The organism is Ensifer sp. SL37 (genome assembly GCF_026672675.1).
Taxonomy (GTDB): Bacteria; Pseudomonadota; Alphaproteobacteria; order Rhizobiales; family Rhizobiaceae; genus Ensifer; species Ensifer adhaerens.
In genome coordinates this window covers 906,494-932,360 of record NZ_JAPPRN010000001.1, presented here as the reverse complement: position 1 = coordinate 932,360, position 25,867 = coordinate 906,494, and the positions used below count along the sequence as shown (strand labels likewise).

The window sequence follows — 25,867 nt, the reverse complement described above, 5'->3', positions numbered from 1 at the left end:
ATGAACGACAAAACCTCTACGCCCTCCAGCGCCCGCGCCCGCGATATCGGCCTGCCCTTTGCCGGCCGCACCGGCCGCTTCAACGCCATCACGGATGTCGAAGGCATTGCCGTCGGCTTCCGCACTATCGAGGAGCAAACGCCGCGACCCGGCCGAAAGCGCCCGGTGCGCACCGGCGTCACCGCCATCCTGCCGCATGCCGGATCGGAAACACCGGTCCCGGTTTATGCCGGGGTGCACCGCTTCAACGGCAACGGCGAAATGACCGGCACCCACTGGATCGAGGATGGCGGCTTCTTCCTCGGACCCGTGATGATCACCAACACCCATGCGGTCGGCATGACCCACCACGCCACCATCCAATGGATGCTGGAGCGCTACAGGACGACCTACGACACCGATGATTTCCTCTGGCTGATGCCGGTGGTCGCCGAAACCTATGACGGCGTTTTGAATGACATCAACGGCCAGCCGATCACGGAAGCCGATGTGCACGCCGCACTCGACGCTGCCGCGTCCGGCCCGGTCCAGGAAGGCAATTGTGGTGGCGGCACCGGCATGATCGCCTATGGCTTCAAGGGCGGCACCGGCACCGCCTCGCGCGTCGTTGAATTCGGCGGCCGCGACTACACGATCGGCACGCTGGTCCAAGCCAATCACGGGCAACGCGACTGGCTGACGATCCGCGGCGTTCCGGTCGGCGAACACATGCGCGACGGCACGCCGCAAAGCCAGATGCAGGAGCGCGGCTCGATCATCGTCGTGATCGCGACCGACCTGCCGATGGCACCGCATCAACTCAAGCGCCTGGCGCGACGGGCGGCGATCGGCATCGGCCGCAACGGCACGCCCGGCGGCAACAATTCCGGCGACATCTTCCTCGCCTTCTCCACCGCCAACACCCAGCCGATGGCCCACAAGGCGCCGCCGCGACTGTCGCTGGAAATCGTCAACGACGAGCTGCTTGACCCCGTCTATCTCGCGACCGTCGACAGCGTCGAAGAAGCAGTGGTGAACGCGATGATCGCGGCCGAAGATTCCGGCGGCACAGCCCATGATCGCTTCAAGATCCGGGCGATCCAGCATGAGCCTCTGATGGAGGTTATGCGGGCCTATGGCCGATAACCGACGGACTTGGCGATACCTCTCGGAGCCGGTGACTTAGCCGGCTCCAGGCGAGTTCAACCGCGCGCGGCGCCAGTCGCTCGGGGCTTCGCCGACCCTCAGGCGGAAAAAGCGCGAGAAATAGGCGGCGTCGGCAAAGCCGATCTCATAGGCAATGTCTTCGAGTGGCCGGACCGTAAAGAGCAGTAGGCGCTTGGCCTCGAGCAATCGCCGCTCGTTGATCAGTTCCTTCACCTGCATGCCGAAGGCATCCCTGCTCGCCTTGGCAAGCAGGTGCGGCGTCGTGGCGAGCGCGTCGGTGTAGTGCCCGACGCTCCAGTTCTCGCGGAAACGCAGATCGATGAGCCGGCGCAGTTCCGTGGCCAGCATCGCCTGTGTCGGCTGGGCGGTGGGCGGTGCTGCGGCTGCCAGGCGGGCGATCTGGGTCAGCACGGCGGCGACCAGAGATGCCAGCATCCGCTGCGTGCCCGTGGCACCGCCGGCGTACTCATCAGCGACGATATCGAGCAGTTCCGCAAGACGGCGCCAATGCCGGTCTTCACCGTCGCCACGGATCATCATGGGCGTATCGAGCGCCAGCGTCGTTTGCTCGCGGATAGAGAGCAGCGCACCATCGGCAATCGAAACGACAATCGCGTCGCTCGTCTCTGGATCGACCGAAAACCCGTGCACGATGCCGCTCGGCACGAAGCTGATGGCGGGTGCGGAAAAGTCCAAAGGCTTGTCGTCGATGAAGTAAGTTCCCCCGCCGCTCAGCCAGTAGGTGATCTGTCCCATCTGGTCGTGCTTGTGCGCCTTGACCTGGCCCTGATGCAGGTTCCGCCGCGCCATCACCGTCTCGACATGGAAGAACCCGGGCTCGACCTTCTGCTCCGGTTCGCCATAGACGAAGAAACTTGGAATGCTGCTGCTCATGTTCCACCCGAAAAAGTCCAAGTCATTTTGCCATTCTGTCCATGGCCGCTGCCGATTTCAACGCCTAGCCTTGACGAAACTCAAGGAGGAGAAAATGAGAGCAGAGGATTTCCGCGCCGACAGGGCGCGGCCCTTCACCGGCGCCGAATATCTGGAGAGCCTTCGCGACGGCCGCGAAGTCTATATCAATGGCGAGCGCGTCCACGACGTCACCAGCCATCCGGCCATGCGCAATTCCGCCCGGTCGCTCGCAAGGCTCTATGACGCGCTGCACGACCCGGCGAAGAAGGATATCCTGACGTCACCGACCGACACGGGCTCGGGCGGCTACACCCACAAATACTTCCGCGTCGCCCGCTCCTCCTCCGATCTTGCGGCACAGCAAGGCGCGATCGCCGAGTGGGCACGCATGTCCTATGGCTGGATGGGCCGCACCGCCGACTACAAGGCGGCGCTGATGAACACGCTGGGCGCCAATGCCAACTGGTACGGGCCGTTCAAGGACAATGCGCTCGCCTGGCACAGACGCGCCCAGGAAGCCGCCCTCTTCATGAACCATGCGATCGTCAATCCGCCGATCGATCGCCACAAGCCGGCGGATGCGGTGAAGGACGTGTTCGTCCACATCACCAAGGAAACGGATGCCGGCATCTACGTCTCCGGCGCCAAGGTGGTGGCGACCTCCTCGGCGCTGACGCACTACAATTTCCTCGCACAGAGCTCGGCGACGGTGACCGAGGATCCCTCGCTCTCCGTCATGTTCATCGTTCCGATGAACGCGCCGGGCATCAAGATGTTCTGCCGGGTCTCCTACGAGCAGACGGCCAACACGGTCGGCCATCCCTTCGACTATCCGCTGTCGTCGCGCTTCGACGAGAATGACGCGATCCTGGTGCTCGACAATGTCTTCGTGCCCTGGGAGGATGTTCTGGTGCTGCGCGACGCCGCCAAGATCCTCTCCTTCCACCCGGCCTCCGGCTTCATGCACGGCTACTGCTTCCAGGGCTGCACCCGCTTCGCGGTGAAACTCGACTTCCTCGCCGGCCTGCTTGCCAAGGCTTTGAGGGCGACCGGCGGCGACGCCTTCCGCGGCAACCAGGCGGCGCTCGGCGAGGTCATTGCCCTTCGACACATGTTCTGGAGCTTCTCCAACGCCATGGCGCATAACCCCATTCCCTGGGCCGACGGCGCGGTGCTGCCCAATCTCGAAGCTGCGCTTTCCTACCGCACCTTCATGTCGGAGGCCTATCCGCGCGTCGTCGAGACGATCCGCAGGGTCGTCGCCTCCGGCCTGATCTACCTGCCCTCCTCGGCGCGCGATTTCGGCAATCCCGAGATCGATCGTTACCTGGCGCAATATGTGCGCGGCTCCAACGACATGGGCCATATCGAGCGCATCAAGATCATGAAGCTGCTCTGGGACGCGACCGGCACCGAGTTTGGCGGGCGGCACGCGCTTTACGAACTCAACTATGCCGGTGCACCCGAAGAGGTGCGGCTGCAGGTGTTGAAGGGCGCCGAGCGCGGTGGGCGCCTGAAGGAGATGGAGGCGCTCGTCGATCAGTGCATGGCCGACTACGACGAGAACGGCTGGACCGGCAATACCTGGCTGCCGCCGCTCGACGACAACGCCACCCTTCGCAGCGCAGCCGAGTGAGGCCTGCCATGGAACCGCTCGTTTCAAAGACCGAGTTTCGCAATGCGATGGCGCGGGTCTGCGCGCCGGTCAACGTCATTACCACCAACGGACCCGCCGGACGCGGCGGGTTCACGGCCACCGCCATGTGCTCGGTAACCGACGAGCCGCCGACGCTGCTTGTCTGCATGAACCGGAACTCCACCCAATGCGGGCTGTTCATCGACAACAGGCGCTTTTGCGTCAACGTGCTCAGCCACGACCATCGGGATCTCGCCGGCCATTTCGCCGGCGCGACGCAGGACATGGCCGCGCGCTATGCCGCCACCGACTGGGTCGAGATGCAATCGGGCAGCTTCGCCGTCAAGGATGCGATCGTTTCGCTCGACTGCGAACTGGCCGAGGCGCGGCTCTTGGGAACGCACCATATCCTCATCGGCCGGGTCGTCGGCATCCGCTCGCGCAGCGATGGCAATGCGCTGCTCTACTTCGACCGCAACTATGTACACGTGCCGACGCAGCTCGGAAGTTTCGGCGGGTAAGCACGGACGCAGCGTCGCTGGTTCGGTGCAAACACGGCATCTTTCGCCACAGAGCCGGCGCAATCCACATCCAGTTGCTGTTCAGCGCCTTTTGTTTTTTCCCTAAAACGCGTCTATTGCCGGGCGTGGAATGAGAAAGGAAAACGGAATGGTGGTTGCTGAGCCAGCCGGACGTCCGACGACGGACGCGAAAGGCAGGGAATTCGATCGCTTGGCCGCCCTTGGACATCTCGATATCCTCGACACGCCAAGGGATGAAGGCCTTGAACGGGTCGTACGGCTGATCAAACAGGTCTTCTCCATAGAGATCGGCATCGTCTCCTTGGTCGATGCACATCGCCAATGGTACAAGGCCTGCTCCGGCCTTTCGGCCGACGAGGTCCCGCGCAAAGAGACCTTCTGCCGATATGTCGTCGTCGCCGAGGAGCCTCTCGTCGTCCACGACGCCACGAAGGATGCACGCTTTTCGCAGCACCCGGCCGTGGCCGGTCCCGAACATGTTCGGTTCTACGCAGGCGTCCCGCTGAAGACGCGGGACGGGCATACAGTCGGGACCGTGTGCGCGATCGATCGCGCGCCACGACAGTTCACTGAGACGGATCTTGCGATCCTGATGGAGTTGGCTGGCGTGGCGATGGACCGGATCGATCTGCTCCGCTCGGCCGCGACGGATGGACTGACCGGGACGCTGACGCGGCGCGCCTTCCGCGAGGAAGCGGACAAGCTGATCTCGCTCGCGGTGCGGCACCAGCATGACCTGTCTTGCATCGTCCTCGATGTGGACCATTTCAAGCGGGTCAACGACACACACGGGCATGCGGCAGGAGACGAGGTCTTGAAGGCCGTTGCCTCCATCTGCCAGTCCAATCTGCGAGCAAGCGACCTCTTTGGGCGGCTCGGCGGCGAGGAATTTGCCGTCATGCTGCCGCATGTCGACGCGACAGGCGCGCTGACGGCGGCGGAAAAACTGCGGGCAGCGATCGCCGCTCAGACGATCCACGGTGAATTCGGCCAGCTCGCGGTGACTGCGAGCTTCGGCACCGCCGCCCTTTCGGCCAATAGCAGGGATAACGCCACCTTGCTCGCCCAGGCGGATGCGGCGATGTATCTCGCCAAGGCCGGCGGACGAAACCGCTGCGTCGAATGGAGCAGTCTCGAAGCCGGCTATCCGCTCGGTCCGCGCCAGCGCGTGCTGAAGGCCGGAACCATTCTCTTCGACGACAGGCATTCACGGATCGACTGCACCATCCGGTCGCTGGGCGCCGATGGCGCGGCGGTTACGGTTTCGAATTCCGCCGGCATACCACCGGAACTCGTTCTGGTGGTCGCCGGCGACGGTTTCGAAACCAAGTGCCAGGTGGTGGCACGGGACCGGCAGAACCTCGAACTCGCTTTCGGATAAGCCTGTTCGCCCGTAAGCAGAGATCACGACACATGATAAAGGGGCGCCGGTTGGGCGCCCCTTCTCGCATCTTTGCGCGGGATGCTATTCCGCGGCCGCTTCCAGGCCCTTCGGCGAAGGTGTCGCCTTGCCCTGGAACTTCCTGAACAGGAAGAAGTAGAGCTTGATGTACTGCCCGACGAGAATGGCGTTCAGGATCGTGCCTTCGCGGATGAACTTGACCTCTGCGAGGAAGAGCAGACCGATACAGGCCGACAGAACCAGCAGCGTGCAGTCGAAGCCGGTCTTGATGTTGCCCCACTTCCAGCCGGTGCGCTTGAAGATGGTGTTGACGAACATGTCGATCGGCATCAGCACCAGATTGGCGCGGATCATCAGGAACAGGCCGAAGGCCAGCGCCGCATCGGCAAAGACCAGCAGCGCCACCCGCAGCGGATAGGCCTCGAGCTTGATGAACTCGGTGATCCCCAGGTTGAAGTCCAAGAAAACCGCGAGCACGAAAGCCGGGATCAGCGAGGCGAAGTTCTTGAGCTTGAAGTCCTTGGGCAGGACCAGATAGGTCAGGAACAGCATGATCAGTTCGAGCATGAAGTTGTACGTGCCCTGGCTGAAGGGCGGATAGACCAGCGTCATGGTCCGCGTCAGGCTGCTCTGGGGTGAAATGCCGATGCCGGCGCGGATCGCCAGGCTGACACCGAAGGTCAGCACATAGATGCCGACGACATACATGATCCAGCGTCGCGTCAGGCTGCCGGTATCGACGATTTCGGCTTCCGCCGCATTGTGTGCCATTGTTTCCTCCCTCGAAACGATGCGGAGCTCCTTACCCCGCCGGCCCATCGCCCCCTCAGCGATGCGCTTTTATATCATTCGGCATGTCCGCCCATTGTCGCGGAAGCACGCCACTTTCCAGGCAGACGGACGCCGAAACGCCCGTCTCCTTTTTCTGAATGGCTCTAGGCCATGAAGCGGAACCGGTGCAACGAGATGAACAGGCTGAGCAGCTTGTTGACCACCGGTTCGCCTTCGTTGCGGTTGCCAAGAGCTTCGAGCGCCGCATCGATCGCAGCGGCACTGGCCGTCAGTTGCTCGACGCTCATGTTCGCCATGACCCCGTAGATCTCCAGCGGCATGACGGCCTTTTCCACCCTGTCGTCGGTGACGATGCAGGCGCCGGCATGGGTATCGACCCGCTTGAGGCAATGGCACATCTCGGCGCTGTCCTGACCGACGACGACGAAATAGGGCTTCGGCGCCGGCCAAAAGGTCGCCACTGCGCCACGATCGACATGAACGCCCTTGAAAAGCCCGTTCACCACATGGCGTTTGCCGTCGGCATAGCGCTGGACGACCGACAGCCGGCTCATCTTCTTGCCCTCATGCTCGACAACGACCTTGCCATCCTTCAGCGGAACCCAGATTTCCTGGTAGAATTTGGCGTGGCCGCGGCCGTAGACATCGAACAAATAGACCTTGGCCTGCGTGCCGTCTTCCGACACTTCCAGGGGCACGATGTCCAGTTGCTCCGGCGAGAGATCGGCGAGGCCGGAAACGCCGTCCTTGCACATGCCGGAATAGTCGATGTCGGCATTCTTCAGCAGCTTACGGTCTTTTGCGACCAGTTCGCCATCCTTGAACACGTAGAGCGGATTGATCTTCGACAGGCTGTCGGTCAAGACGATATCGGCGAACCGGCCGGGCGTCAGCGAACCGATCTTGTCTTCCATGTGGAAAGAACGCGCGGTGTTGTAGGTCGCCATCTTGATCGCGTGGATCGGGTTGATGCCCATTTCGGCTGAGAGCGAAATGATCCAGTCCATGTGGCCCATGGTGAGCAGTCGCTCGATCGAGATGTTGTCGGTGCAGAGCATGAAATTGTCGGTCGGCCATTTGCGGTCGACGATCGCGCGCAACAGCACCTTGATCACCTCGCTGCTGCCGACCCCGAACTTGATGTGCGTCGGGAAGCCGTAGCGAATGCTCTTCTCGATATCCTTCTCGTTCCAGACGTCGTGATTGTTGGAGACGCCGATCGCCGGCAGGTAGTTGAGGATCATGTCGGAGAGCGCGGTGACGCCCCAGTGGCCGTTCATAAAGCCGCCCTTGGCGCGGACCCAGGCCGCCTTGCGGAAATCGTCGTCGTTGCCGGAACTGTAGGTGAAGTGCTCGAACTCCCCGAGGCCGATCACCGGTTCCATCTTGAGCACGGCTTCCGTCACCGATGCCGCCGTCTTCTTGCCCGGTGCGAAGGCATAGAGCCGGTAGGGCAGCTGCTCGTAATCCCGGAAAAGGCTCTCGGCCGCTTCGATGCCTTCCTTGCCCGCGGCGCTGAGCAGATCCAGGCACTCGGCATAGATCGTCGTCGTGCCGCAGGGAACCATCGCCTCGGCGAGCGCCGTCGGGTGCGCGAGCTGGGATTCGAAATGGATATGCGCGTCGATCAGGCCGGGGATCGCATAGAGGCCCTTGCCGTCGAAGACTTGCTTGACCTTCAAGACCGTCTCGTCGGGGTTGAGCGCAACGATGCGCTTGTCGTAGACGAGAATGGACCCCTGGTAGACGGTCTCTCCGTGAACATCGAGGATGTTCAGGTTCTTCAAAAGAAGATCCGCCTCCCGCTCGCCGTTCAGGATATCGAAGATGGCGCGCACCTTTTCGTAATGCGCGGCTTCAGTCTGGTTCACGAATAGTCCTCCACTTTCAGAGTCGTCGGCGCCTGCCCATAACCCGCCATATTCAGCGGGTGCAGTGCCGGCAGCGCGCCCCTCGCCAACCATAAGAAGTCATTGCACCGCTTCCGAAAAGCAGTATTTTCTGCTCGTACCGTTCGCTTTTCGAGAACGATTAAATTGGGGAAGACCATGCTGCATTCACGCGTGCTGCGCTATATCGACGAGGTGGCGCGCTCAGGCTCGATCCGCGGGGCGAGCGAACGGCTGAACGTCGCTGCCTCGGCCATCAACAAGCATGTGTTGCAGCTTGAGGAGGATATCGGCGAGCCGCTGTTCGAGCGGCTGCCGCGCGGCCTCAGGCTGACGCCGGCCGGCGAAATCCTCGTCGCGCATGTGCGCCGGACCATGAAGGAATACAGCCAGGTCGAAGCCGAAATTCGCGATATCAAGGCGCTGCAGAGCGGCGAGGTGATCATCGCCACAATGAACGGCCTTGCCGGCGGCATCGTGCCGAAGGTGGCTGCGATCTTCGGCGCACGCCATCCACGCCTCAAGATCACGATCCGGGTAATGTTCGCCCGCGAGATCGTTCAGGCGGTGGCCGGTGGCGAGGCCGACCTCGGCTTTGCCTTCAGTCTCCCGCCGACGCCGCAGATCGAGACACTCTGGAAGATGGACACCCGCCTCGGCGCGGTCGTTGCTCCTGAACACCCGCTCGCCGGCATGGAATCATTGCCGCTGGCCTATTGCCAGCCCTACCCGCTGATCTTTGCCGACAAGTCGATGCAGATCCATGGCATCGTCGCCGACGCCTTCGCTGAGGCCGGGCTGACAGTCGAGCCGAGCTATCTCACCAATTCCATCGAGGCGATGAAGTTCCTGGCCGCGGCCGGCGACGGCATCGCTTTCCTCAGCAAGTTCGACATTACCGAGGAACAGCGAAACGGCGTCCTGACATACCTGCAGATCCGTGACCGGACTTTTGCAAAGAACGTGCTTTCGCTGGTGCAGCGGGAAAGACGCGGCCACGGCCTGGCCGCCGCCATGTTTGCCGAAGAGATCATCCGGGCCTTGCGGGCGACGATGGAATAGCCTTCTTACCCGGCCCAACGCCGATACGGTTTGTCGTCCCGGGGGTCAGAGCTGAATCCAGGCGGTCTTCAGATCGATGTATTTGTCGAGCGCGTGCAGCGACTTGTCGTGACCATTGCCGGACTGCCTGACGCCACCGAGCGGCACTGTGTTGTCGGCGCCGCCATAGGTATTGACGTGCACCACGCCGGCGCGGATGCCGCGCACCATGCGGTGCGCGCGTGACAGGTTCGCAGTCCAGACGGCCGACGCCAGACCGTAGTCGGTCGCGTTGGCGATCCGGAGTGCGTCGACCTCGTCATCAAACGGTATGACCGCAAGCACGGGGCCGAAGACCTCCTCCTTCGCCAGCTTCATATCCGGCTGAACGTCGAAGACAGTCGGCTGCATGTAGGAGCCACCGGTTTCTTCGAGGATGCGCTTGCCGCCGGAGCGCAGCCTTGCACCTTCAGCCTCGGCCTCTCTGACGAAATCGAGGTTCTTCTTGAGTTGAACCTCGCTCGAAATCGCACCGGCCTCGGTCGCAAGACGCAGCGGGTCGCCGACCTTCACGGATCCTGCGATCGCTGCCACCTTCTCGGCGAAGGCTTCGTGAATGGAGCGCTCGACAAGCAGCCGCGAACCGGCAACGCAGACCTGGCCGGAGTTGCGGAAGATGCCATAGGCGGAAATGCGCGCGGCCTGGTCGAGGTCGGGTGCGTCGGCAAAGACGACGTTCGGCGACTTGCCGCCGAGTTCGAGATAGACGCGCTTGAGGTTCGAGCGCGCGGAATATTCGAGCAGCCGACGACCGACGCCGCCGGATCCGGTAAAGGCGAGAACATCGATATCGCCATGAAGGCCGATCGCCTCGCCCGTGGTCGCGCCGCGACCAGTGACGACATTCAAGACACCCTCTGGCAGACCGGCCTCGGCGCAGATCTCAGCGAGCCTGAGCAGGCTGAGCGAGGCGCCCTCGGCCGGTTTCAGCACCACCGAGTTGCCGGCGGCGAGCGCCGGCGCGATCTTCCAGGCGCCGATCATCAGCGGGAAATTCCAGGGCACGATCGCGGCGACCACGCCAATCGGTTCGCGATGCACGAGACCGAGAATATTGTCGGCCGACGGAGCGATCTCGCCATAGACCTTGTCGAGCGCCTCGGCATAGTAGCGGAAGGTGCCGGCGGCGCTGCCGGGCTCGGCCTTCAGCGCCATAGAGATTTCCGTGCCATTGTCGCGTACGCCGAGAACGGCCAGCTCGAGTGCCTGCGCCTCGATGATCTCGGCAATGCGCGTGAGAACCTTTTTGCGCTGGGCCGGGGCAACCCTCGACCAGCTTCCCTTCTCGAAAGCGGCGCGGGCGGCCCGGACCGCGGCGTCGACATCACCGGCTGCCGCGTCGGCGATCGTCGTCAGGTGCCTGCCGTCGATCGGCGAGGCGACATCGAGGCTTTGACCGGAGAGGCTCTCCTGCCAACGCCCCCCGATGAACAATTTTTGGGCCGCAACGGGCAGGTTGCGCAATTGATCGATCTTGTCCTGCATCGTGTCCTGTCCCGTTTGGTTTGCAGGGATGGCGGCAAGCCGCCATCCCCAAAAGCGATATTCCCGAGAGATCAGATCTCCTGGCCGGCACCCAGGCGGGCGAACTCAATCGGATTGCCCGATTTCAGCGAGGCCGCCAGGAACAGCCCGATGACCCCAAAGATCACGACGAGCCCCGGCAAGAACACCGCGAGCATGCCGGTAGCGCCGGCGAGATCGCCGAAATTGGCCGCGATCGCGATGATGACGGCAACGAGGATCAGACCGGTGACGACGGGAATGACCTTGGTGACCAGCGGGTTCGTTTCAAGCCCAGGATTGCGGTTGAAGAAGGCGACGATCGCAAAGGCGGTAAAGGCCATCAGCGTCATCACCGCAAGCGTGCCGACGTTGGTCAGCCAGGAGAACAGCGCCAGCACCGGGTCCTGGCCCGTTGCCGCAAAGAGCGCGACGATTAGCACGGCAATAACCGTCTGGATCAGCGAGCCGACATGCGGGCTGTGGTAGACAGGATGTGTGACGCCGATCGAGGCGGGCAGCAGGCGCTCGCGGCCGGCGACGTAGAGATAGCGGGCGACACCGTTGTGGAACGCCAGCACGCCGGCAAAGAGGCTCGTGACGAAGAGCACGTTCATCAACGGCGGCAGCCAGCCGCCGGCATAGCGTTCGGCGAGGCCGAAGAGAAAAGTGGTCGGATCGGCAAGGCCCTGCAGTTCGGGCACCAGCTTGTCCGCGCCGGCGGCGTTCACCATCAGCCACGAGGTGAACATGTAGAAGATGCCGATGATCAGCACCGAGATATAGGTCGCACGCGGCACGGTCTTCTCCGGATCGCGGGCTTCCTCGCTGTAGATCGTCGTCGCTTCGAAACCGATGAAGGCGGCGAAGCAGAAGAGAATGCCGATCGACGGCGAACCGGAGAGGATCGCCGAGGGCGTGAACGAAACCGTCGTCAATCCGCCGTCGCCGCCCTTGGCGAGGATCGCGACGTCGATGACGAGCACGACCAGATATTCAAGGATGACGAGGACAGTCAGCACCTTGGCGGAGAGATCGACGCGGCGATAGCCGAGAATGCCGACCGCAGCGATGCCGATAAAGGTCCAGACCCACCAGGGCAGATCGATCCCCAAGCCGGCGAAAAGCCCCGCCGTTGCCGCGCCGAAGAGGCCGAAGACGCCGATCTGCATGGCGTTATAGGCAAGGATCGCGATCATCGCTGCGGCACCGCCCATCAGCCCGCCGAGGCCCTGTGCCGTATAGGCATAGAAGGCGCCGGCATTGCGGATATGCCTCGCCATGGCGACATAGCCGACCGAGAACAGAAGCAGGATCGCGGTGACGATCAGAAAGGTGCCGGGAATGCCCGCACCGTTTCCGAGCATCATCGACAATGGAACGCCGCCGGCAACCGCGGTTAGCGGTGCAGCGGCGGAAACGACGAGAAAGGTGACGGCGCCGACGCCGAGGGCGTTCTTGCGCAATTGGTTCGCCCCGGTCACGGGCGCAGGCGAATTGGTCATGGTCTTGGCTCCCCTTGCTGGCGCGAACGCCTTTTCGCCTCCGGTCCTTCTCTCCGGCGGCTGCTCCCTGAAGCGGACTTGAGGCGCGGGGCTTGCTTTTTGTCTTTGCCGCGCAAGTCTTTCGGTTCAATATTTGAACCTTAGCTTCAAATATAGACTTGCAAATTGCATCTGGCCCCGTCAAGTTATTTCGCATGTTAAGTATCTCGACCCAGAACGACCGGGAGAGCGGGTCTACCGCTCCTTAGGAGGGAACAGGCAAGAGGACTGACGGGGCGCTCGACAACGGAGGAATGGATGAGCACCATCGGTAAGGCCCTGACTTTGCTCGACGCGATCTCGCGCCTTGAGAAAGAGGCGGGGTTGAGCGACATCGCCCGCCACTGCGGGCTCGACAAGGCGACGGCCAGGCGCTTCCTCGTCGAACTGGAAAAACACGGCTTCGTCGAGCAGGACGTGGAAACGCGCCGTTATCGGCTGGGCGGTGCACCGGTGCGGCTCGCCCGTATCCGCGAGGCGCGCTTTCCCTATCTGAGCGTGGCGACCCCTTTTGCGCGGGAACTCGCAAGCCTTGCGGGCGAGACCGTCCACCTCTCCGAATACGCCGCCGGCCGCCTCTCGACCATTCATGTGGAGGACTCGCAACGGGCGCATCGTGTCATCGTCGACGTCGGCAGCATCCTGCCCTTCCACGCGACCGCATCCGGCCTCGGCTTTCTCGCCTTCTGCCCGCAGAAGGAGATCGACGCGGCCCTGTCGGCGCCGCTCCAGGCCTTCACCGACCACACGCTGACGGATCCGGCCGCACTCCGCCAGACGCTCGGCGAGACGCTCCGGCGTGGCTACTCGATCTGCCATCACGGGCTTGAGACCGGCGTCGTCAGCGTCGCCGCCCCGATCCGTGCGCCCGGCACAACGCCGGTCGGCGCCATCGCTATCGCCGCACCTGCAACGCGTGCCGACAAGGAGACGGTGGAACAGATGGGGCGCGCCGCTATGGCTGCGGCAAGACGCATTTCCGAAAGACTTTTCGGGTTGGAGCAGGTTGCTGCCGATCCGCTGGCAAGGAGGGCCGGCTGATGAATGCAATGAACCGTCTCCCCAATATCCTGGTCGTGGGTACGGGAGACACCAAATGCGACGAACTCCAGTTCATGGCGTCCGTCATCCGCGAAGCCGGCGGACTGCCTGTGATGATGGATGTCAGCATTCTCGGCGACCCGCCCTATCAGCCTGAGTACTCGCGCCACGACATTGCCGAAGCAGCCGGCGTCTCGATCGCGGCCATCGCATCCAGCGGCGACGAACACAGCGCCATGGCGCTGATGGCAACAGGTGCCGCCGCCCTTACCCGTTCGCTCTACGAGGCCGGCCAGGCCGATGGCGTCATCATTCTCGGCGGCTCCATGGGCACCGATCTGGCGCTCGACGTCGCCGCGGCGCTACCACTTGGCGTGCCGAAATTCATCGTCTCGACGATTGCCTATTCGCACCTCTTGCCGCCCGAGCGCATCGCGCCTGATCTGATGATGATCCTCTGGGCTGGCGGGCTCTATGGTCTCAACGGCATCTGCCGCTCGGTGCTCTCCCAGGCCTGCGGCGCGGTCGTCGGTGCTGCGCGGTTCGGTACAAAGCCGGATGGATCGCGGCCGCTGATCGGCATGACCTCGCTGGGATCGAGCTGCCTCAAATACATGAAATACCTGAAACCCGAACTCGAGCGCCGCGGCTACGACGTCGCCGTCTTCCATTCGACCGGCATGGGCGGGCGCGCTTTCGAGGCGATCGCGGCCGAGAAGGGTTTCACGGCCGTCTTCGACTTCTGCATCCAGGAGGTCAGCAACCACCATCACGGAACGGTCGTCACCTCAGGGCCGGACCGGCTTGAAAATGCCGGGCGAGCCGGCATCCCCCAGATCGTCGCGCCCGGCGCCGTCGACATGGTCGACCTGCCCGCCTGGCAGCCCGTTCCGCAAGCCTTCGCCGACCGCCCCTATCACGCCCACAACCGGCTGCTCGGCTCGGTCACCACGTCAGTCCAAGGGCGGCGCGAGATCGCTCGCGTCATCGGCGGCAAACTGGCCGGCACCGGCGCCGAAGTCGCCTTCATCCTGCCGCTCAAGGGGATTCAGGAGTGGGATCAGCCCGACGAGCCGCTCTTCGAACCGGAGGCGCTCGACGCCTTCATCGACGAGATGCGCCGGTCGATCCCGTCAGGCGTCGCGCTGCTTGAGGTCGACAGCCACATCAACGCCCCGGAATTCTCGAAAGCAGCACTTGCGATCTTCGACGACTGGGTGTCGCGCGGCATCGTGCCCGAGGGTCGGCCATGACGAAGAACATGACCGACAAGGCATTGATCCTCGACTTCGGCGGCGTCGTCACCCGAACGCTATTCGAGACCCACGACGTCACCGAGCGCGCACTTGGCCTTGCGCCGGGCACGCTCACGTGGCGCGGCCCCTTCGATCCGGCGACCGACCCGCTCTGGGCCGCCATGCAGCGGCGCGAGATCACCGAACGGGACTACTGGACGACACGCACGCGCGAGGTTGGACAGTTGCTCGACGAAGACTGGAGCGACATGAAGACCTTCGTGCAGCGGGCGCGCGGGGCCGAACCGGAGCTGGTGCTCAGGCCCGAGGCACGCGACGCGATCCTTGCCGCTCACAGGGCCGGCATCCGCCTCGCGATCCTCTCCAACGAACTCGACCTCTTCTATGGCGTCGCGTTCCGCGAGCGTTTCCCGCTGATCGAGCTCTTCGAGATTATCGTCGACGCCACCTACACCAACATCCTGAAGCCCGATCCGCGCGCTTACGAACTGGTGCTGAGCCAGCTCAGTTTGTCGCGCGAAGCCTGCGTCTTCGTGGATGACCAGTTGAAGAACATCGAGGGTGCGCGGGCCGTCGGCCTGCCTCACGTCCATTTCGACGTCACCCGCCCCGCAGAAAGCTATGCCAGAGCGCTTCAGATGCTCGGCCTCGAACTGACAGGAGCATGAGCATGCGCGAAACCAACTTCCTCATCGAGAACAACGCCCGCCACCTCTGGCATCCGATGGCGCATCCGGCCGAGATGCAGGCGACGCCGCCGCGCATCATCAATGCCGGCGAGGGCGTCGAGATCGTCGACATTCACGGCAAGAAGGTGCTCGACGCGGTCGGCGGTCTCTGGAACGTCAATCTCGGCTATTCCTGTGAACCGGTGAAGGAGGCGATCCGCCGCCAGCTCGACGACCTGCCCTATTATTCGACCTTTCGCGGCACCACCAATTCGCCGCTGATCGAGCTGTCCTACGAGCTCGCTGAATGGTTCCGCGAGGACGGGCTGACGCGCTCGTTCTTAACCTCGGGGGGCTCGGATTCGGTCGAGACCTGCCTGCGTCTCGCCCGCCAATACCACAAGCTCAACGGCCAGCCGGAGCGCACCAAGTTCGTCGCCTTGAAGAAGGGCTATCACGGCACCCATTTCGGCGGCGCCTCGGTCAACGGCAATGCCAATTTCCGTCGCAACTACGAGCCGCTGCTGCCCGGCGTCTATCATCTGCCGGCGCCCTATACCTATCGCAACCCGTTCGACACGACCGACGGCGCTGTCATCGCCAAGTCGATCGCGCGACTCTTCGAGGACGAGATCGCCTTTCAGGGCGCCGACACCATCGCGGCGCTGATCATGGAGCCGGTGCTTGGCGCCGGCGGCGTGATCGTGCCGCACGAGACCTTCATGCCGCTGATGCGCGAGATCTGCGACCGCCACGGCATTCTGCTGATTGCCGACGAGGTGATCACCGCCTTCGGCCGCACCGGCGCCTGGACCGGCTCACGTCTCTGGGGCGTGAAGCCAGACTTCATGTCGACCGCGAAGGCGATCACCAATGGCTACTATCCCTTCGGCGCAGTGATGATCGCCGACAAGGTGGCCGAGGCTTTCGAAAGCAACAAGACGGCTGCCGGATCGATCGGCCATGGTTACACCTACTCCGGCCATCCGGTCGGTGCTGCGGCAGCACTCGCAACGCTGAAGGAGACGCGCAAGCAGAACGTGGCGGCGAATGCCGGTGCCCGCGGCGAGGAACTCATCGCCGGTCTCGAAGCGCTGAAGGAGCGGCACGAACTGATCGGCGACGTGCGTGGCAAGGGTCTGATGTGCGCGCTCGAACTGGTCTCGGACCGCGAGAAGAAGAGCGCTGCGGCGAAGGATGTGGTGCAGAAGGTCCAGGACGTGACCTATGACGCCGGCGTCATGGTGCGAACCTCGGGCGCCAATGTCATCCTCTCGCCGCCACTCGTCATCACCGCCGGCGATGTCGCCCGTATTCTGACGGCGCTGGACGCCGGCCTCACCGCCGCACGGGGATAAACCATGACAGGCAACGCGGATCTGATCGCGCGCCGCGAGCGGCTGCTCGGGCGCAACATGTCGCTGTTCTACGAGGAGCCGGTCCATCTGGTGCGCGGCGAAGGCGTCTGGCTCTTCGACGCCGATGGCCGCCGCTATCTCGACTGCTACAACAACGTGCCGCATGTCGGCCATTGCCATCCGCGGGTGACCGAGGCGATCGCCCGGCAGGCCTCAACCCTCAACACCCACACCCGCTATCTGCACGAAGGCATTCTCGACTATGTCGAGCGGCTGACCGCGACCTTCGACAAGAGCCTCGACGCGGCGATCCTCACCTGCACCGGCAGCGAGGCGAATGACGTGGCGCTGCGCATGGCTCAAGCCGTGACCGGCAAAACCGGGGTGATTGCCACCGACCACACCTATCACGGCAACACCGCGGCCGTGTCGCAGCTTTCGACCCGAATGCCGCCAGTCGGCGGCTTCGGCGGCCACGTGCGCCACGTGCCAGCACCCGACAGCTACCGACCGCTCGGCGGCGAGCCGGGTGACGCATTCGCTGCGGCTTTCACCGCCAAGGTCGAAGAAGCGATCGCCTCGCTTGAGCAGAGCCCGCACGGCTTCTCGGCGCTGATCATCGACCCCTTCTTCGCCAATGAGGGCTTTCCGGAGTTGCCATGGGAATTTCTCGACGGGGCTGTCGCCGCGGTCAGAAAAGCCGGCGGCCTCGTCATTGCCGACGAGGTCCAGCCGGGCTTCGGCCGTACCGGCGGCCATATGTGGGGACACCAGAAGGCCGGCATCGTGCCCGATATCGTCACGCTCGGAAAACCGATGGGCAATGGCCATCCGATCGGCGGCGTGGTTGCCGGCGCCGACACGCTCAACGCCTTCCGCAAGGCGTTTCGCTACTTCAACACCTTCGGCGGCAACCCCGTATCCTGCGCTGCCGCCATGGCGGTGCTCGATGTGATCGAAAGTGAGAAGCTCATCGAGAACGCCGCTGCCGTGGGCGCTTACGCCAAGGCGGGTCTCGCGCGGCTTGCGGACAAACATGACGTGATCGGCGACATCAGGGGCAGCGGCCTGTTCTTCGGTGCGGAACTCGTCACCGATCGCAGCGAGAAAACACCGGCGAGCGGTCTCGCGACAAAGGTGATCAACGGCATGCGAGGGCGAGGCGTGCTGATGGGCAAGCTTGGCGTCCACCAATGCACGACGAAAATCCGGCCGCCGATGCCGTTTACCCGCGAGAATGCCGACGTCATGCTGTCGACGCTCGACGACGTGCTCTCGGGTCTGTGAGCCGACGATGATCGCCGACCTGCCTCCGCAATTTCGCGCCGCGCTCGACAGGCGGGCCTGCCAGGCGCTCTCGCACTGGGGCGTCGCCGACCAACGGCCGGAACTCCTGAAATACCGGGAAAACGCGGTGTTTCGCGTATGCCTCCCCGATGGTCGGTCGGCGGCGCTGCGGCTGCACCGCGCCGGCTATCACGGCGAAGCGGCCCTTCGCTCGGAGTTGCAATGGATGGCAGCACTCGGCGATGCCGGTCTCGCGGTGCCGCGGCCGATCGCAACGGCGGACGGATGCCTGCTTGTTGCCCTGCCGGAAGATGAAGCGTTTGCCGCGCAGCACGCCGATATCATCGGCTGGATGGACGGACAGACGCTCGGCGAAAGCGGAAAGCCGCTGTCCCACACACCCGAAAAGCTCGGCGCGATCTTCTCGGCACTCGGCGCCACCATGGCCGAGATGCACAATCTCGCCGACCGCTGGACGTCGCCGGAGGGATTCTGGCGCCCCGCCCGGGATGCGGAAGGACTGCTCGGCGAGCGGCCGCTCTGGGGACGGTTCTGGGACTGCGACGGCTTGTCTTCGGCGCAGACAAGAGCACTTTCGGCGTTGCGCCATGATCTCCGGCGGCGCCTGGCAACGATGCCGACTCCGGCGCAGGATTTTGGGCTGATCCATGCCGATCTCGTTCGGGAGAACGTGCTCGTTGCCGAGAACGGCGTGACCGTCATCGATTTCGACGATGCCGGCTACGGCTTTCGCCTCTTCGACATCGCGACCGCACTCCTGAAAAACCGGCGCGAGCCGGCATATGAGACGATCGAGGCTGTGCTGATCTCAGGCTATCGAAGCCGCCGCGCCCTGCCGGACGAAGCGTTTTCCTGCCTGCCGCTGTTCCTCGTGCTTCGCAGCCTCACCTATATCGGCTGGTTTGCCTCGCGGCCGGAGTTGCCCGCGGCGCGCGACCGCGTCCTGCGATATGCCGACGAGACGCTGGCGCTTGCGGAAGAACTGGGGGTTCGATGATCAGGGCGCCGTCGAAGCACTCAGTCGTTGAGACTGGCGAGTTCGTCCAGCATATCGAGCAGGACTTCGACGCGCTCGTGGCCGTAGCGAGCTTCGAGCTCCTCGTAGATCGCGCGGCTTTCCGGGCTGACGTCGGCGATCACCCGCATGCCCTCGGGCGCGATCTCGAGCAGAACGCGCCGGCCGTCGTCGGCGTCCTTATGCTTGGTGATCAGGCCGCGCTCCTCGAGCGAGCGGATGATGCGCGTCAGGCTTGGCGCCAGGATGAAGGCCTTGTCGGCCATCTCGGACGCATCGACCCGGCCGGCTTCGGCGAGAATGCGGATCACCCGCCATTGTTGCTCGGTAATATCGTGACGCGCCAGCATCGGTCGAAAATGCGCCATGACGGCTTCGCGTGCGCGCAGAAGCGCGATCGGCAGCGAACGGCGCGTGTTGTGCGGCAAAAGGGCGTCGTGGCCCAGGTCGGTGGGAGGCTTTTCGCGGCTCATAGGCGTTCTATCGGACATTTTCTTTCGTTCTGCAATCGGCAGGCGCAGCTGCGGGAAACGGGCTGCTTGACACTGTCGGCAATTTCGTTAACGTGTTAAATATATGAGAGCGCATCGGGAGGAAAGATGCCGCATCTGACAATCGAATATTCCGGTAACCTCGACACTCGCGTCGACTTTGCCAAGCTGTGCCGCACGGTGCACGCGACCATCCTCGGCACCGGCCTCTTCGAGCTTGGCGCCATCAGGGTGCGCACGATCCAGAGCCGCGACTATGCGATCGCCGACCTCCTGCCGGAAAACGGCTTCATCGACCTGTCCTTCCGCATCGGCCGCGGCCGCACGGAAGCGGAGAAGAAGGCGACCGGCGACGCGATTTTCAAGGCCGTCAGCGAAGAACTCTCGACGCTCTTCTCGACGCCGCATTTCGCCCTCAGCCTGGAGATCCGCGAGATCGATCCGGAGCTGAGCTGGAAGAAGAACGCCATTCACCCCAGGCTGCGCGCCTCCAACGGCTGAGCGCGGCCCTCCCACAAAAACACAGCAGTGCGCGGCGAAGTCTGCGCCAGCATCGGAGACCATCATGTCCAAGCTCGCCGAAAACCTCGCCAAGGCGGAACGCTTTCTTGCCCGCTTCAGACGCGAAGGCGTGCTCAACTACATCAACGGTGAAGCCCTTCCCTCGCTTGATGGCGAGACTTTCGAGACCATCTCGCCCATCGACCTGAAACCGCTGGCGAAGATCGCGCGCGGCAAGGCAGCCGATATCGACCGCGCCGCCAAGGCCGCGAAAGCAGCCTTCGCCGAATGGGCGTCCATGCCCGGCGATACGCGCAAGAAGCTCCTGCATAAAGTTGCCGATGCGATCGTCGCGCGCTCCGAGGAGATCGCCTTCGTCGAGTGCGTGGATACCGGACAATCGCTGAAGTTCATGGCCAAGGCGGCGCTGCGCGGTGCGGAAAACTTCCGCTTCTTTGCCGACCGGGCGCCGGAGGCACGCGACGGCAAGATGCTGCGCGGCGGCAACCAGATCAACATGACGACGCGCGTGCCGATCGGCCCAGTCGGCATCATCACGCCCTGGAACACGCCCTTCATGCTGTCGACCTGGAAGATCGCCCCGGCGCTCGCCGCCGGCTGCACGGTCGTCCACAAGCCGGCGGAGTTCTCGCCGCTGACCGCACGGCTGCTGGTGGAGATCGCCGAGGAGGCCGGGCTGCCGAAAGGTGTCTGGAACCTGGTCAACGGTTTCGGCGAAGACGCCGGCCGGGCGCTGACCGAACACCCCGATATCAAGGCGATCGGCTTCGTCGGTGAAAGCCGCACCGGCTCGATGATCATGAAGCAGGGTGCCGAGACACTGAAGCGCGTCCATTTCGAACTCGGCGGCAAGAACCCGGTGATCGTCTTTGCCGATGCCGATCTCGAACGCGCGGCCGACGCCGCCGTCTTCATGATCTATTCGCTGAACGGCGAACGCTGCACCTCGTCCTCGCGCCTTTTGGTCGAAGACAGCATCTATGACCGGTTCACCGCGCTCGTCGCCGAGAAGGCCAAGCGCATCAAGGTCGGTCATCCGCTTGACCCCGAGACCGTCGTCGGCCCGCTCATTCACCCCGTGCATGAGAAGAAGGTGCTCGACTATATCCGAATCGGCCGCGAGGAGGGTGCAACCATTGCTGCCGGCGGCGAGAAATTCGACGGTCCGGGCGGTGGCTGCTATGTGACCCCGACGCTCTTTACCGGCGCCAATAACGGCATGCGCATTGCCCAGGAAGAAATCTTCGGGCCGGTGCTGACGGCGATCCCGTTCAAGAACGAGGCGGAGGCGCTGGCGCTTGCCAACGACACGCAATACGGCCTGACCGGCTATCTCTGGACCTCCGACGTCACCCGCGCGTTCCGCTTCACCGATCATCTGGAGGCCGGGATGATCTGGGTGAACTCGGAGAATGTGCGCCACCTGCCGACGCCGTTCGGCGGCGTCAAGAGCTCGGGCATTGGCCGCGACGGCGGCGACTGGTCGTTCGATTTTTACATGGAAACCAAGAACATCGCCTTTGCCAGCTCGGCGCACGCGATCGCCAAGCTCGGCGGCTGAGCGCGCTGGCAAAAAAAACTGGAGGAGACATCAATGCCCTTGCCGAAACCGAACCTCTACCCGCCCTTCAACATCGTGCGGCTGAGCCATGTGGAGCTCGCCGTCACCGATCTCGCCAAATCGCGCGCCTTCTATGTCGACGTGCTGGGCCTGCAGGTCACCGACGAGACGGCGGACACGATCTATCTGAGGGCCATGGAGGAACGCGGCCACCACTGCATCATTCTGAAGAAGGCGTCGAGCGCAGAGGCTCGCGACCTCGGCTTCAAGGTCTTTGGCGACGAGGATCTCGAAAAGGCCGCGCATTTCTTCAAAGCGAAAGAATTGCCTGTCGAGTGGATCGAACGCCCCTACCAGTCACGCACCTTTCGCACCCGTGACCCGCAGGGCATCCCGCTCGAATTCTATTCGAAGATGGACCGTCTGCCGCCAATCCACCAGAAATACGCGCTCTACCGCGGCGTCAAACCGCTGCGCATCGACCACTTCAACTGCTTCTCGCCCAATGTCGACGAAGCGGTCGCCTTCTACAACGAGATCGGCTTCCGGGTAACGGAATACACGGCCGATGAGGAGACGGGACGTCTCTGGGCCGCCTGGACCCATCGCAAGGGCGGCGTGCACGACATCGCCTTTACCAACGGCCGCGGCCCGCGCCTGCACCACACCGCCTTCTGGGTACCGACGCCGCTCAACATCATCGACCTGCTCGACCTGATGTCGACCTCCGGTTGGCTCGCCAATATCGAACGTGGCCCCGGCCGCCACGGCATTTCCAACGCCTTCTTCCTCTATGTCCGCGACCCTGATGGACACCGCATCGAGATCTACTGCTCCGACTACCAGACCGTCGATCCGGATCTGGAACCGATCAAGTGGGACCTGAAGGACCCGCAGCGCCAGACGCTCTGGGGCGCGCCGGCACCGAAATCCTGGTTTGAGGAAGGCAGCGCCTTTGCCGGTGCCGAGGCGAGGGACTCGATCCTGAAAGCCCAACCGATCGTCGCGCCGTGACGTTTGGCGAGTGGATCGGGTAAGGGCCTCGCATCGAACGGGAGTAGAAAATGGACGAAAAGAGTTTCACCGAATGGTCGCTGAAGGCGGCGAAATGGGGTGCGGACTATCGCGCCTCGCTGCGTGACCGCCCCGTGCGGGCGCAGACGGCACCGGGGGCAATTGCCGCCCAGATCCCGGCGCAGCCGCCGCGGACCGGCGAGGACATGCAGGCGATCTTCGAGGACTTCGAAAAGATTATCCTGCCTGGCATGACCCATTGGCAGCATCCGCGTTTCTTCGCCTATTTCCCGGCGAACGCGGCACCCGTCTCCGTCGTCGCCGAATACCTCGTCACCGCCATGGCGGCGCAGTGCATGCTCTGGCAGACCTCGCCGGCGGCGACCGAGCTCGAGACCAAGGTCCTCGACTGGCTGCGCCAAGCCATCGGACTGCCCGAGGGCTTCTCCGGTGTGATCCAGGATTCGGCGTCCTCGGCGACACTCTCGGCCGTGCTTGTCATGCGCGAGAAGGCGCTCGGGTGGAACGGCAACAAGAAGGGCCTCGCCAGCCAGCAGCAGCTTCGCATCTATTCCTCCGATCAGGTTCACACCTCGATCGACCGGGCGATCTGGGTCTCGGGGATCGGCGAGGAGAACCTCGTGCGTATCCCGGCGAACGGGCCGCGGCGGGCGATGGACTGCCAGGCGCTCGAAGCGGCGATCCTCCGCGACAAGGCAGCAGGCCTCGTGCCGGCGGGCGTGATCGCCTGCACCGGAGGCACAAGCACGGGTGCCTGCGACGACATCGCCGAGGTCGTGCGGGTCGCCCATGCGCACGGTCTCTACGTCCATGTCGATGCCGCCTGGGCCGGTGCCGCGATGATCTGCGAGGAGTTTCGCGAACTCTGGGCCGGCGTCGAAAACGCTGACTCCGTCGTCTTCAATCCGCACAAGTGGCTGGGCGCGCAGTTCGACTGCTCGGCGCATTTCATCCGCAGTCCCGATGATCTGGTGAAGACGTTGGCGATCCAGCCGGAATATCTGAAGACACACGGGCGCGACGGTATCATCAATTATTCCGAATGGACGATCCCGCTCGGCCGGCGTTTCCGGGCTCTGAAACTTTGGTTCCTGCTGCGCTTCCATGGTCTCGAAGGCCTGCAGACGATGGTCCGCAACCACGTGCGCTGGTCCCGGCAACTGGCGGAGCGGCTGGCCGAGCACCGGGAATTCGAGATCGTGACCGCACCGATGCTGTCGCTGTTTTCGTTCCGCCATCTGAGCGAAGGGGATCCGGACGCCCACACCATCGCTTTGGTCAACGCGATCAATGATGACGGCCGTATCTACCTGACCCAGACGCGCGTCGATGGTCGCGTGGCGATCCGTTTCCAGGCGGGCCAGTTCGACATGACGCAAGAGGATGCCGAGACGGCGTTCGAGGTCATTGTCGAGGTCGCCGCCGCGCTCGACGGACAACACGAAAAAACGAAGGCTTCCCGATGACACCTCCCCGTTTCGTCACCTTTTCGGCCGGAAACAGGCGGGGCTACGGCCTCGTTTCCGGCAATGGATTGATCGACCTTAGCACACGATATGGATCGACCTTTCCGACGCTGCGCGAGGTGATCGAAGCCGGTGCCCTTACCCGGCTTGCCGACGAAGCGGCCGGACTGCCGGCGGACATTTCGCTCGACGATATCCGCTACGAGATCCCTATACCGGCACCGGAAAAGATCATTTGCGTCGGCGTCAATTTTCCGGACCGCAATGAGGAATACAAGGACGGGCAGGTGGCACCCTCCAACCCGTCGCTGTTCATCCGTTTCCCGCGCTCGTTTACCGGCCACAGTCAACCGCTGATCCGCCCGCCGGAAAGCGCACAGCTCGATTATGAAGGCGAGATCGTCATCGTCATCGGCAAGGGCGGTCGTCGTATCCCCGAGGCGACGGCGCTCGACCACGTCGCCGCGCTTTCGCTCTCAAACGAAGGCACGATCCGCGACTGGGTGCGCCATGCCAAGTTCAACGTCACCCAGGGCAAGAACTTCGACCGCACCGGCTCGATCGGTCCTTGGCTGGTGCCATTCACCGACGAGGCCCAGCTTGCCGACATCAAGCTGGAAACCCGCGTGAACGGCGAGGTTCGCCAGCAAGACCGCACCAGCCGGATGATCTTCTCCTTCCGCAAGATCATCAATTACGTCTCTACCTTCACGACGCTGGTGCCCGGCGACGTCATCGTCACCGGCACGCCGACTGGCGCCGGTGCCCGTTTCGATCCGCCAATCTGGCTGAAGCCTGGCGACATTGTCGAGGTCGAGGCCCAAGGCATCGGCACGCTCATCAACCCAGTTGCCGACGAGGCCTGACCCATGCTCGACAAGAACCAGATCGAGTCAGCCGCGACGGCACTCGACATCGCCGAACGCGAGCGCGTCCAGACCGGACTGCTGTCGCTGCAGCATCCCGACATGACCATGGACGACGCCTATGCGGTGCAGGCCGCCTGGGTGAAGAAGAAGATCGCCGCTGGACTCCGGGTGATCGGCTGGAAGATCGGCTTGACCTCGAAGGCGATGCAATATGCGCTCAACATCGACATCCCCGATTCCGGCGTGCTCTTCGATGACATGCTGTTTGAGGACGGCGCGCGCATTCCGGGCAATCGTTTCATTCAGCCGCGCATCGAGGCCGAGATCGCCTTCGTGATGAAGGCGCCGCTTTCCGGCCCCAATGTCACCGTCTTCGACGTGTTGAACGCCACCGATTACGTGACGCCGGCGCTCGAAATCCTCGATACGCGGATCCTGCGCGTCGATCCGGAAACGAAGAAGGCGCGCACGATCGTCGATACCATCTCCGACAACGCCGCCAATGCCGGCATCGTGCTTGGCGGAAGACAGATGCGGCCCGATGCGATCGACATGCGCTGGATGGGCGCGATCGTCTCGCGCAATGCCGAGGTCGAAGAGACAGGACTGGGCGCCGGCGTGCTCAACCACCCGGCCCGCGGCATCGCCTGGCTCGCCAATCGCCTGGCGCTCTACGGCGACCGTATCGAGGCCGGCCAGATCGTGCTTGCCGGCTCCTTCATCCGCCCGGTCGAGGCCCGCCATGGCGACACCATCGTCGCCGACTTCGGCCCGTCCGGCACCGTCAGCTGCTTCTTCGAATAGGAA

Annotated in this window: 23 protein-coding genes; 17 read left to right on the top strand and 6 right to left on the bottom strand. The window is 63.5% G+C overall.

Going from position 1 to position 25,867, the window contains the following annotated elements:
- On the top strand, positions 1–1,125 hold the full coding sequence (locus tag OVA00_RS04220) for a DmpA family aminopeptidase (protein WP_060517827.1): 1,125 nt from the start codon (positions 1–3) through the stop codon (positions 1,123–1,125).
- A gap of 36 nt (positions 1,126–1,161) precedes the next feature.
- On the opposite strand, the gene OVA00_RS04215 is transcribed toward OVA00_RS04220, so the two are convergent.
- On the bottom strand, positions 1,162–2,040 hold the full coding sequence (locus OVA00_RS04215; protein WP_060517825.1) for a helix-turn-helix domain-containing protein: 879 nt from the start codon (positions 2,038–2,040) through the stop codon (positions 1,162–1,164).
- Positions 2,041–2,134: 94 nt separating this feature from the next.
- Between OVA00_RS04215 and OVA00_RS04210 the strand changes: the two genes are divergently transcribed.
- The 3 genes from OVA00_RS04210 (at position 2,135) to OVA00_RS04200 (ending at position 5,620) form a co-directional block, all read left to right on the top strand.
- Positions 2,135–3,697 carry a 4-hydroxyphenylacetate 3-hydroxylase N-terminal domain-containing protein gene (locus OVA00_RS04210; protein ID WP_060582283.1) on the top strand — a complete coding sequence of 521 codons (1,563 nt, stop codon included), beginning with the start codon at positions 2,135–2,137 and terminating at the stop codon, positions 3,695–3,697.
- An 8-nt stretch (positions 3,698–3,705) separates the two neighbouring features.
- Entirely contained in the window at positions 3,706–4,218 is a 513-nt protein-coding gene (locus OVA00_RS04205; protein WP_034787824.1) for a flavin reductase, read from the top strand.
- A gap of 148 nt (positions 4,219–4,366) precedes the next feature.
- Positions 4,367–5,620 (top strand): sensor domain-containing diguanylate cyclase, encoded by a 1,254-nt coding sequence (locus OVA00_RS04200; protein WP_060517822.1) that lies wholly within the window; start codon positions 4,367–4,369, stop codon positions 5,618–5,620.
- 84 nt (positions 5,621–5,704) lie between these two features.
- Here OVA00_RS04200 and OVA00_RS04195 read toward each other — a convergent pair whose 3' ends face one another.
- On the bottom strand, positions 5,705–6,412 hold the full coding sequence (locus tag OVA00_RS04195) for a YczE/YyaS/YitT family protein (RefSeq protein ID WP_034787819.1): 708 nt from the start codon (positions 6,410–6,412) through the stop codon (positions 5,705–5,707).
- Between the two features lie 164 nt (positions 6,413–6,576).
- On the bottom strand, positions 6,577–8,304 hold the full coding sequence (locus OVA00_RS04190) for an amidohydrolase family protein (protein ID WP_060517820.1): 1,728 nt from the start codon (positions 8,302–8,304) through the stop codon (positions 6,577–6,579).
- Between the two features lie 177 nt (positions 8,305–8,481).
- Here OVA00_RS04190 and OVA00_RS04185 point away from each other — a divergent pair, with 177 nt between their 5' ends.
- Positions 8,482–9,384: a LysR family transcriptional regulator gene (locus tag OVA00_RS04185; protein ID WP_060582286.1), complete on the top strand. Its 903-nt coding sequence runs from the start codon at positions 8,482–8,484 to the stop codon at positions 9,382–9,384.
- Between the two features lie 45 nt (positions 9,385–9,429).
- On the opposite strand, the gene OVA00_RS04180 is transcribed toward OVA00_RS04185, so the two are convergent.
- Entirely contained in the window at positions 9,430–10,908 is a 1,479-nt protein-coding gene (locus OVA00_RS04180) for an aldehyde dehydrogenase (RefSeq protein ID WP_060604387.1), read from the bottom strand.
- A 71-nt stretch (positions 10,909–10,979) separates the two neighbouring features.
- Positions 10,980–12,431 carry an APC family permease gene (locus tag OVA00_RS04175; protein WP_060582288.1) on the bottom strand — a complete coding sequence of 484 codons (1,452 nt, stop codon included), beginning with the start codon at positions 12,429–12,431 and terminating at the stop codon, positions 10,980–10,982.
- Positions 12,432–12,728: 297 nt separating this feature from the next.
- Here OVA00_RS04175 and OVA00_RS04170 point away from each other — a divergent pair, with 297 nt between their 5' ends.
- The 6 genes from OVA00_RS04170 to OVA00_RS04145 are packed head-to-tail and all read left to right on the top strand — an operon-like array spanning position 12,729 to position 19,098.
- On the top strand, positions 12,729–13,511 hold the full coding sequence (locus OVA00_RS04170) for an IclR family transcriptional regulator (protein WP_060517815.1): 783 nt from the start codon (positions 12,729–12,731) through the stop codon (positions 13,509–13,511).
- On the top strand, positions 13,511–14,764 hold the full coding sequence (locus OVA00_RS04165; protein ID WP_112771538.1) for a Tm-1-like ATP-binding domain-containing protein: 1,254 nt from the start codon (positions 13,511–13,513) through the stop codon (positions 14,762–14,764). Before OVA00_RS04170 ends, OVA00_RS04165 begins: the two co-directional genes overlap by 1 nt.
- The gene (locus OVA00_RS04160) at positions 14,761–15,435 is read left to right on the top strand and encodes an HAD family hydrolase (RefSeq protein ID WP_404524621.1); all 675 of its coding nucleotides are present in this window, start codon (positions 14,761–14,763) and stop codon (positions 15,433–15,435) included. The genes OVA00_RS04165 and OVA00_RS04160 overlap by 4 nt, the downstream gene beginning before the upstream one ends.
- A gap of 2 nt (positions 15,436–15,437) precedes the next feature.
- Positions 15,438–16,793 carry an aspartate aminotransferase family protein gene (locus OVA00_RS04155; RefSeq protein ID WP_134886302.1) on the top strand — a complete coding sequence of 452 codons (1,356 nt, stop codon included), beginning with the start codon at positions 15,438–15,440 and terminating at the stop codon, positions 16,791–16,793.
- A 3-nt stretch (positions 16,794–16,796) separates the two neighbouring features.
- Positions 16,797–18,080 (top strand): aspartate aminotransferase family protein, encoded by a 1,284-nt coding sequence (locus OVA00_RS04150; protein WP_060517809.1) that lies wholly within the window; start codon positions 16,797–16,799, stop codon positions 18,078–18,080.
- A 7-nt stretch (positions 18,081–18,087) separates the two neighbouring features.
- The gene (locus tag OVA00_RS04145) at positions 18,088–19,098 is read left to right on the top strand and encodes a phosphotransferase (protein ID WP_089042921.1); all 1,011 of its coding nucleotides are present in this window, start codon (positions 18,088–18,090) and stop codon (positions 19,096–19,098) included.
- A 20-nt stretch (positions 19,099–19,118) separates the two neighbouring features.
- On the opposite strand, the gene hpaR is transcribed toward OVA00_RS04145, so the two are convergent.
- Positions 19,119–19,607 carry a homoprotocatechuate degradation operon regulator HpaR gene (gene hpaR, locus OVA00_RS04140; protein WP_034787802.1) on the bottom strand — a complete coding sequence of 163 codons (489 nt, stop codon included), beginning with the start codon at positions 19,605–19,607 and terminating at the stop codon, positions 19,119–19,121.
- A 108-nt stretch (positions 19,608–19,715) separates the two neighbouring features.
- Between hpaR and OVA00_RS04135 the strand changes: the two genes are divergently transcribed.
- From OVA00_RS04135 to hpaH, 6 genes are all read left to right on the top strand, one after another.
- A complete protein-coding gene (locus OVA00_RS04135) occupies positions 19,716–20,108 on the top strand; it encodes a 5-carboxymethyl-2-hydroxymuconate Delta-isomerase (RefSeq protein ID WP_034787798.1) in 393 nt (130 codons plus the stop codon).
- Positions 20,109–20,172: 64 nt separating this feature from the next.
- Positions 20,173–21,690: a 5-carboxymethyl-2-hydroxymuconate semialdehyde dehydrogenase gene (gene hpaE / locus OVA00_RS04130; RefSeq protein WP_268088084.1), complete on the top strand. Its 1,518-nt coding sequence runs from the start codon at positions 20,173–20,175 to the stop codon at positions 21,688–21,690.
- Between the two features lie 33 nt (positions 21,691–21,723).
- On the top strand, positions 21,724–22,704 hold the full coding sequence (gene hpaD / locus OVA00_RS04125; protein ID WP_060517803.1) for a 3,4-dihydroxyphenylacetate 2,3-dioxygenase: 981 nt from the start codon (positions 21,724–21,726) through the stop codon (positions 22,702–22,704).
- Between the two features lie 50 nt (positions 22,705–22,754).
- Complete coding sequence (locus OVA00_RS04120) at positions 22,755–24,191, top strand: pyridoxal phosphate-dependent decarboxylase family protein (RefSeq protein ID WP_268088082.1); 1,437 nt, start codon at positions 22,755–22,757, stop codon at positions 24,189–24,191.
- On the top strand, positions 24,188–25,057 hold the full coding sequence (locus OVA00_RS04115; protein WP_060582293.1) for a fumarylacetoacetate hydrolase family protein: 870 nt from the start codon (positions 24,188–24,190) through the stop codon (positions 25,055–25,057). The genes OVA00_RS04120 and OVA00_RS04115 overlap by 4 nt, the downstream gene beginning before the upstream one ends.
- 3 nt (positions 25,058–25,060) lie before the next feature.
- A complete protein-coding gene (gene hpaH, locus OVA00_RS04110) occupies positions 25,061–25,864 on the top strand; it encodes a 2-oxo-hept-4-ene-1,7-dioate hydratase (protein WP_060517797.1) in 804 nt (267 codons plus the stop codon).
- The last annotated feature ends 3 nt before the right edge of the window (positions 25,865–25,867 follow it).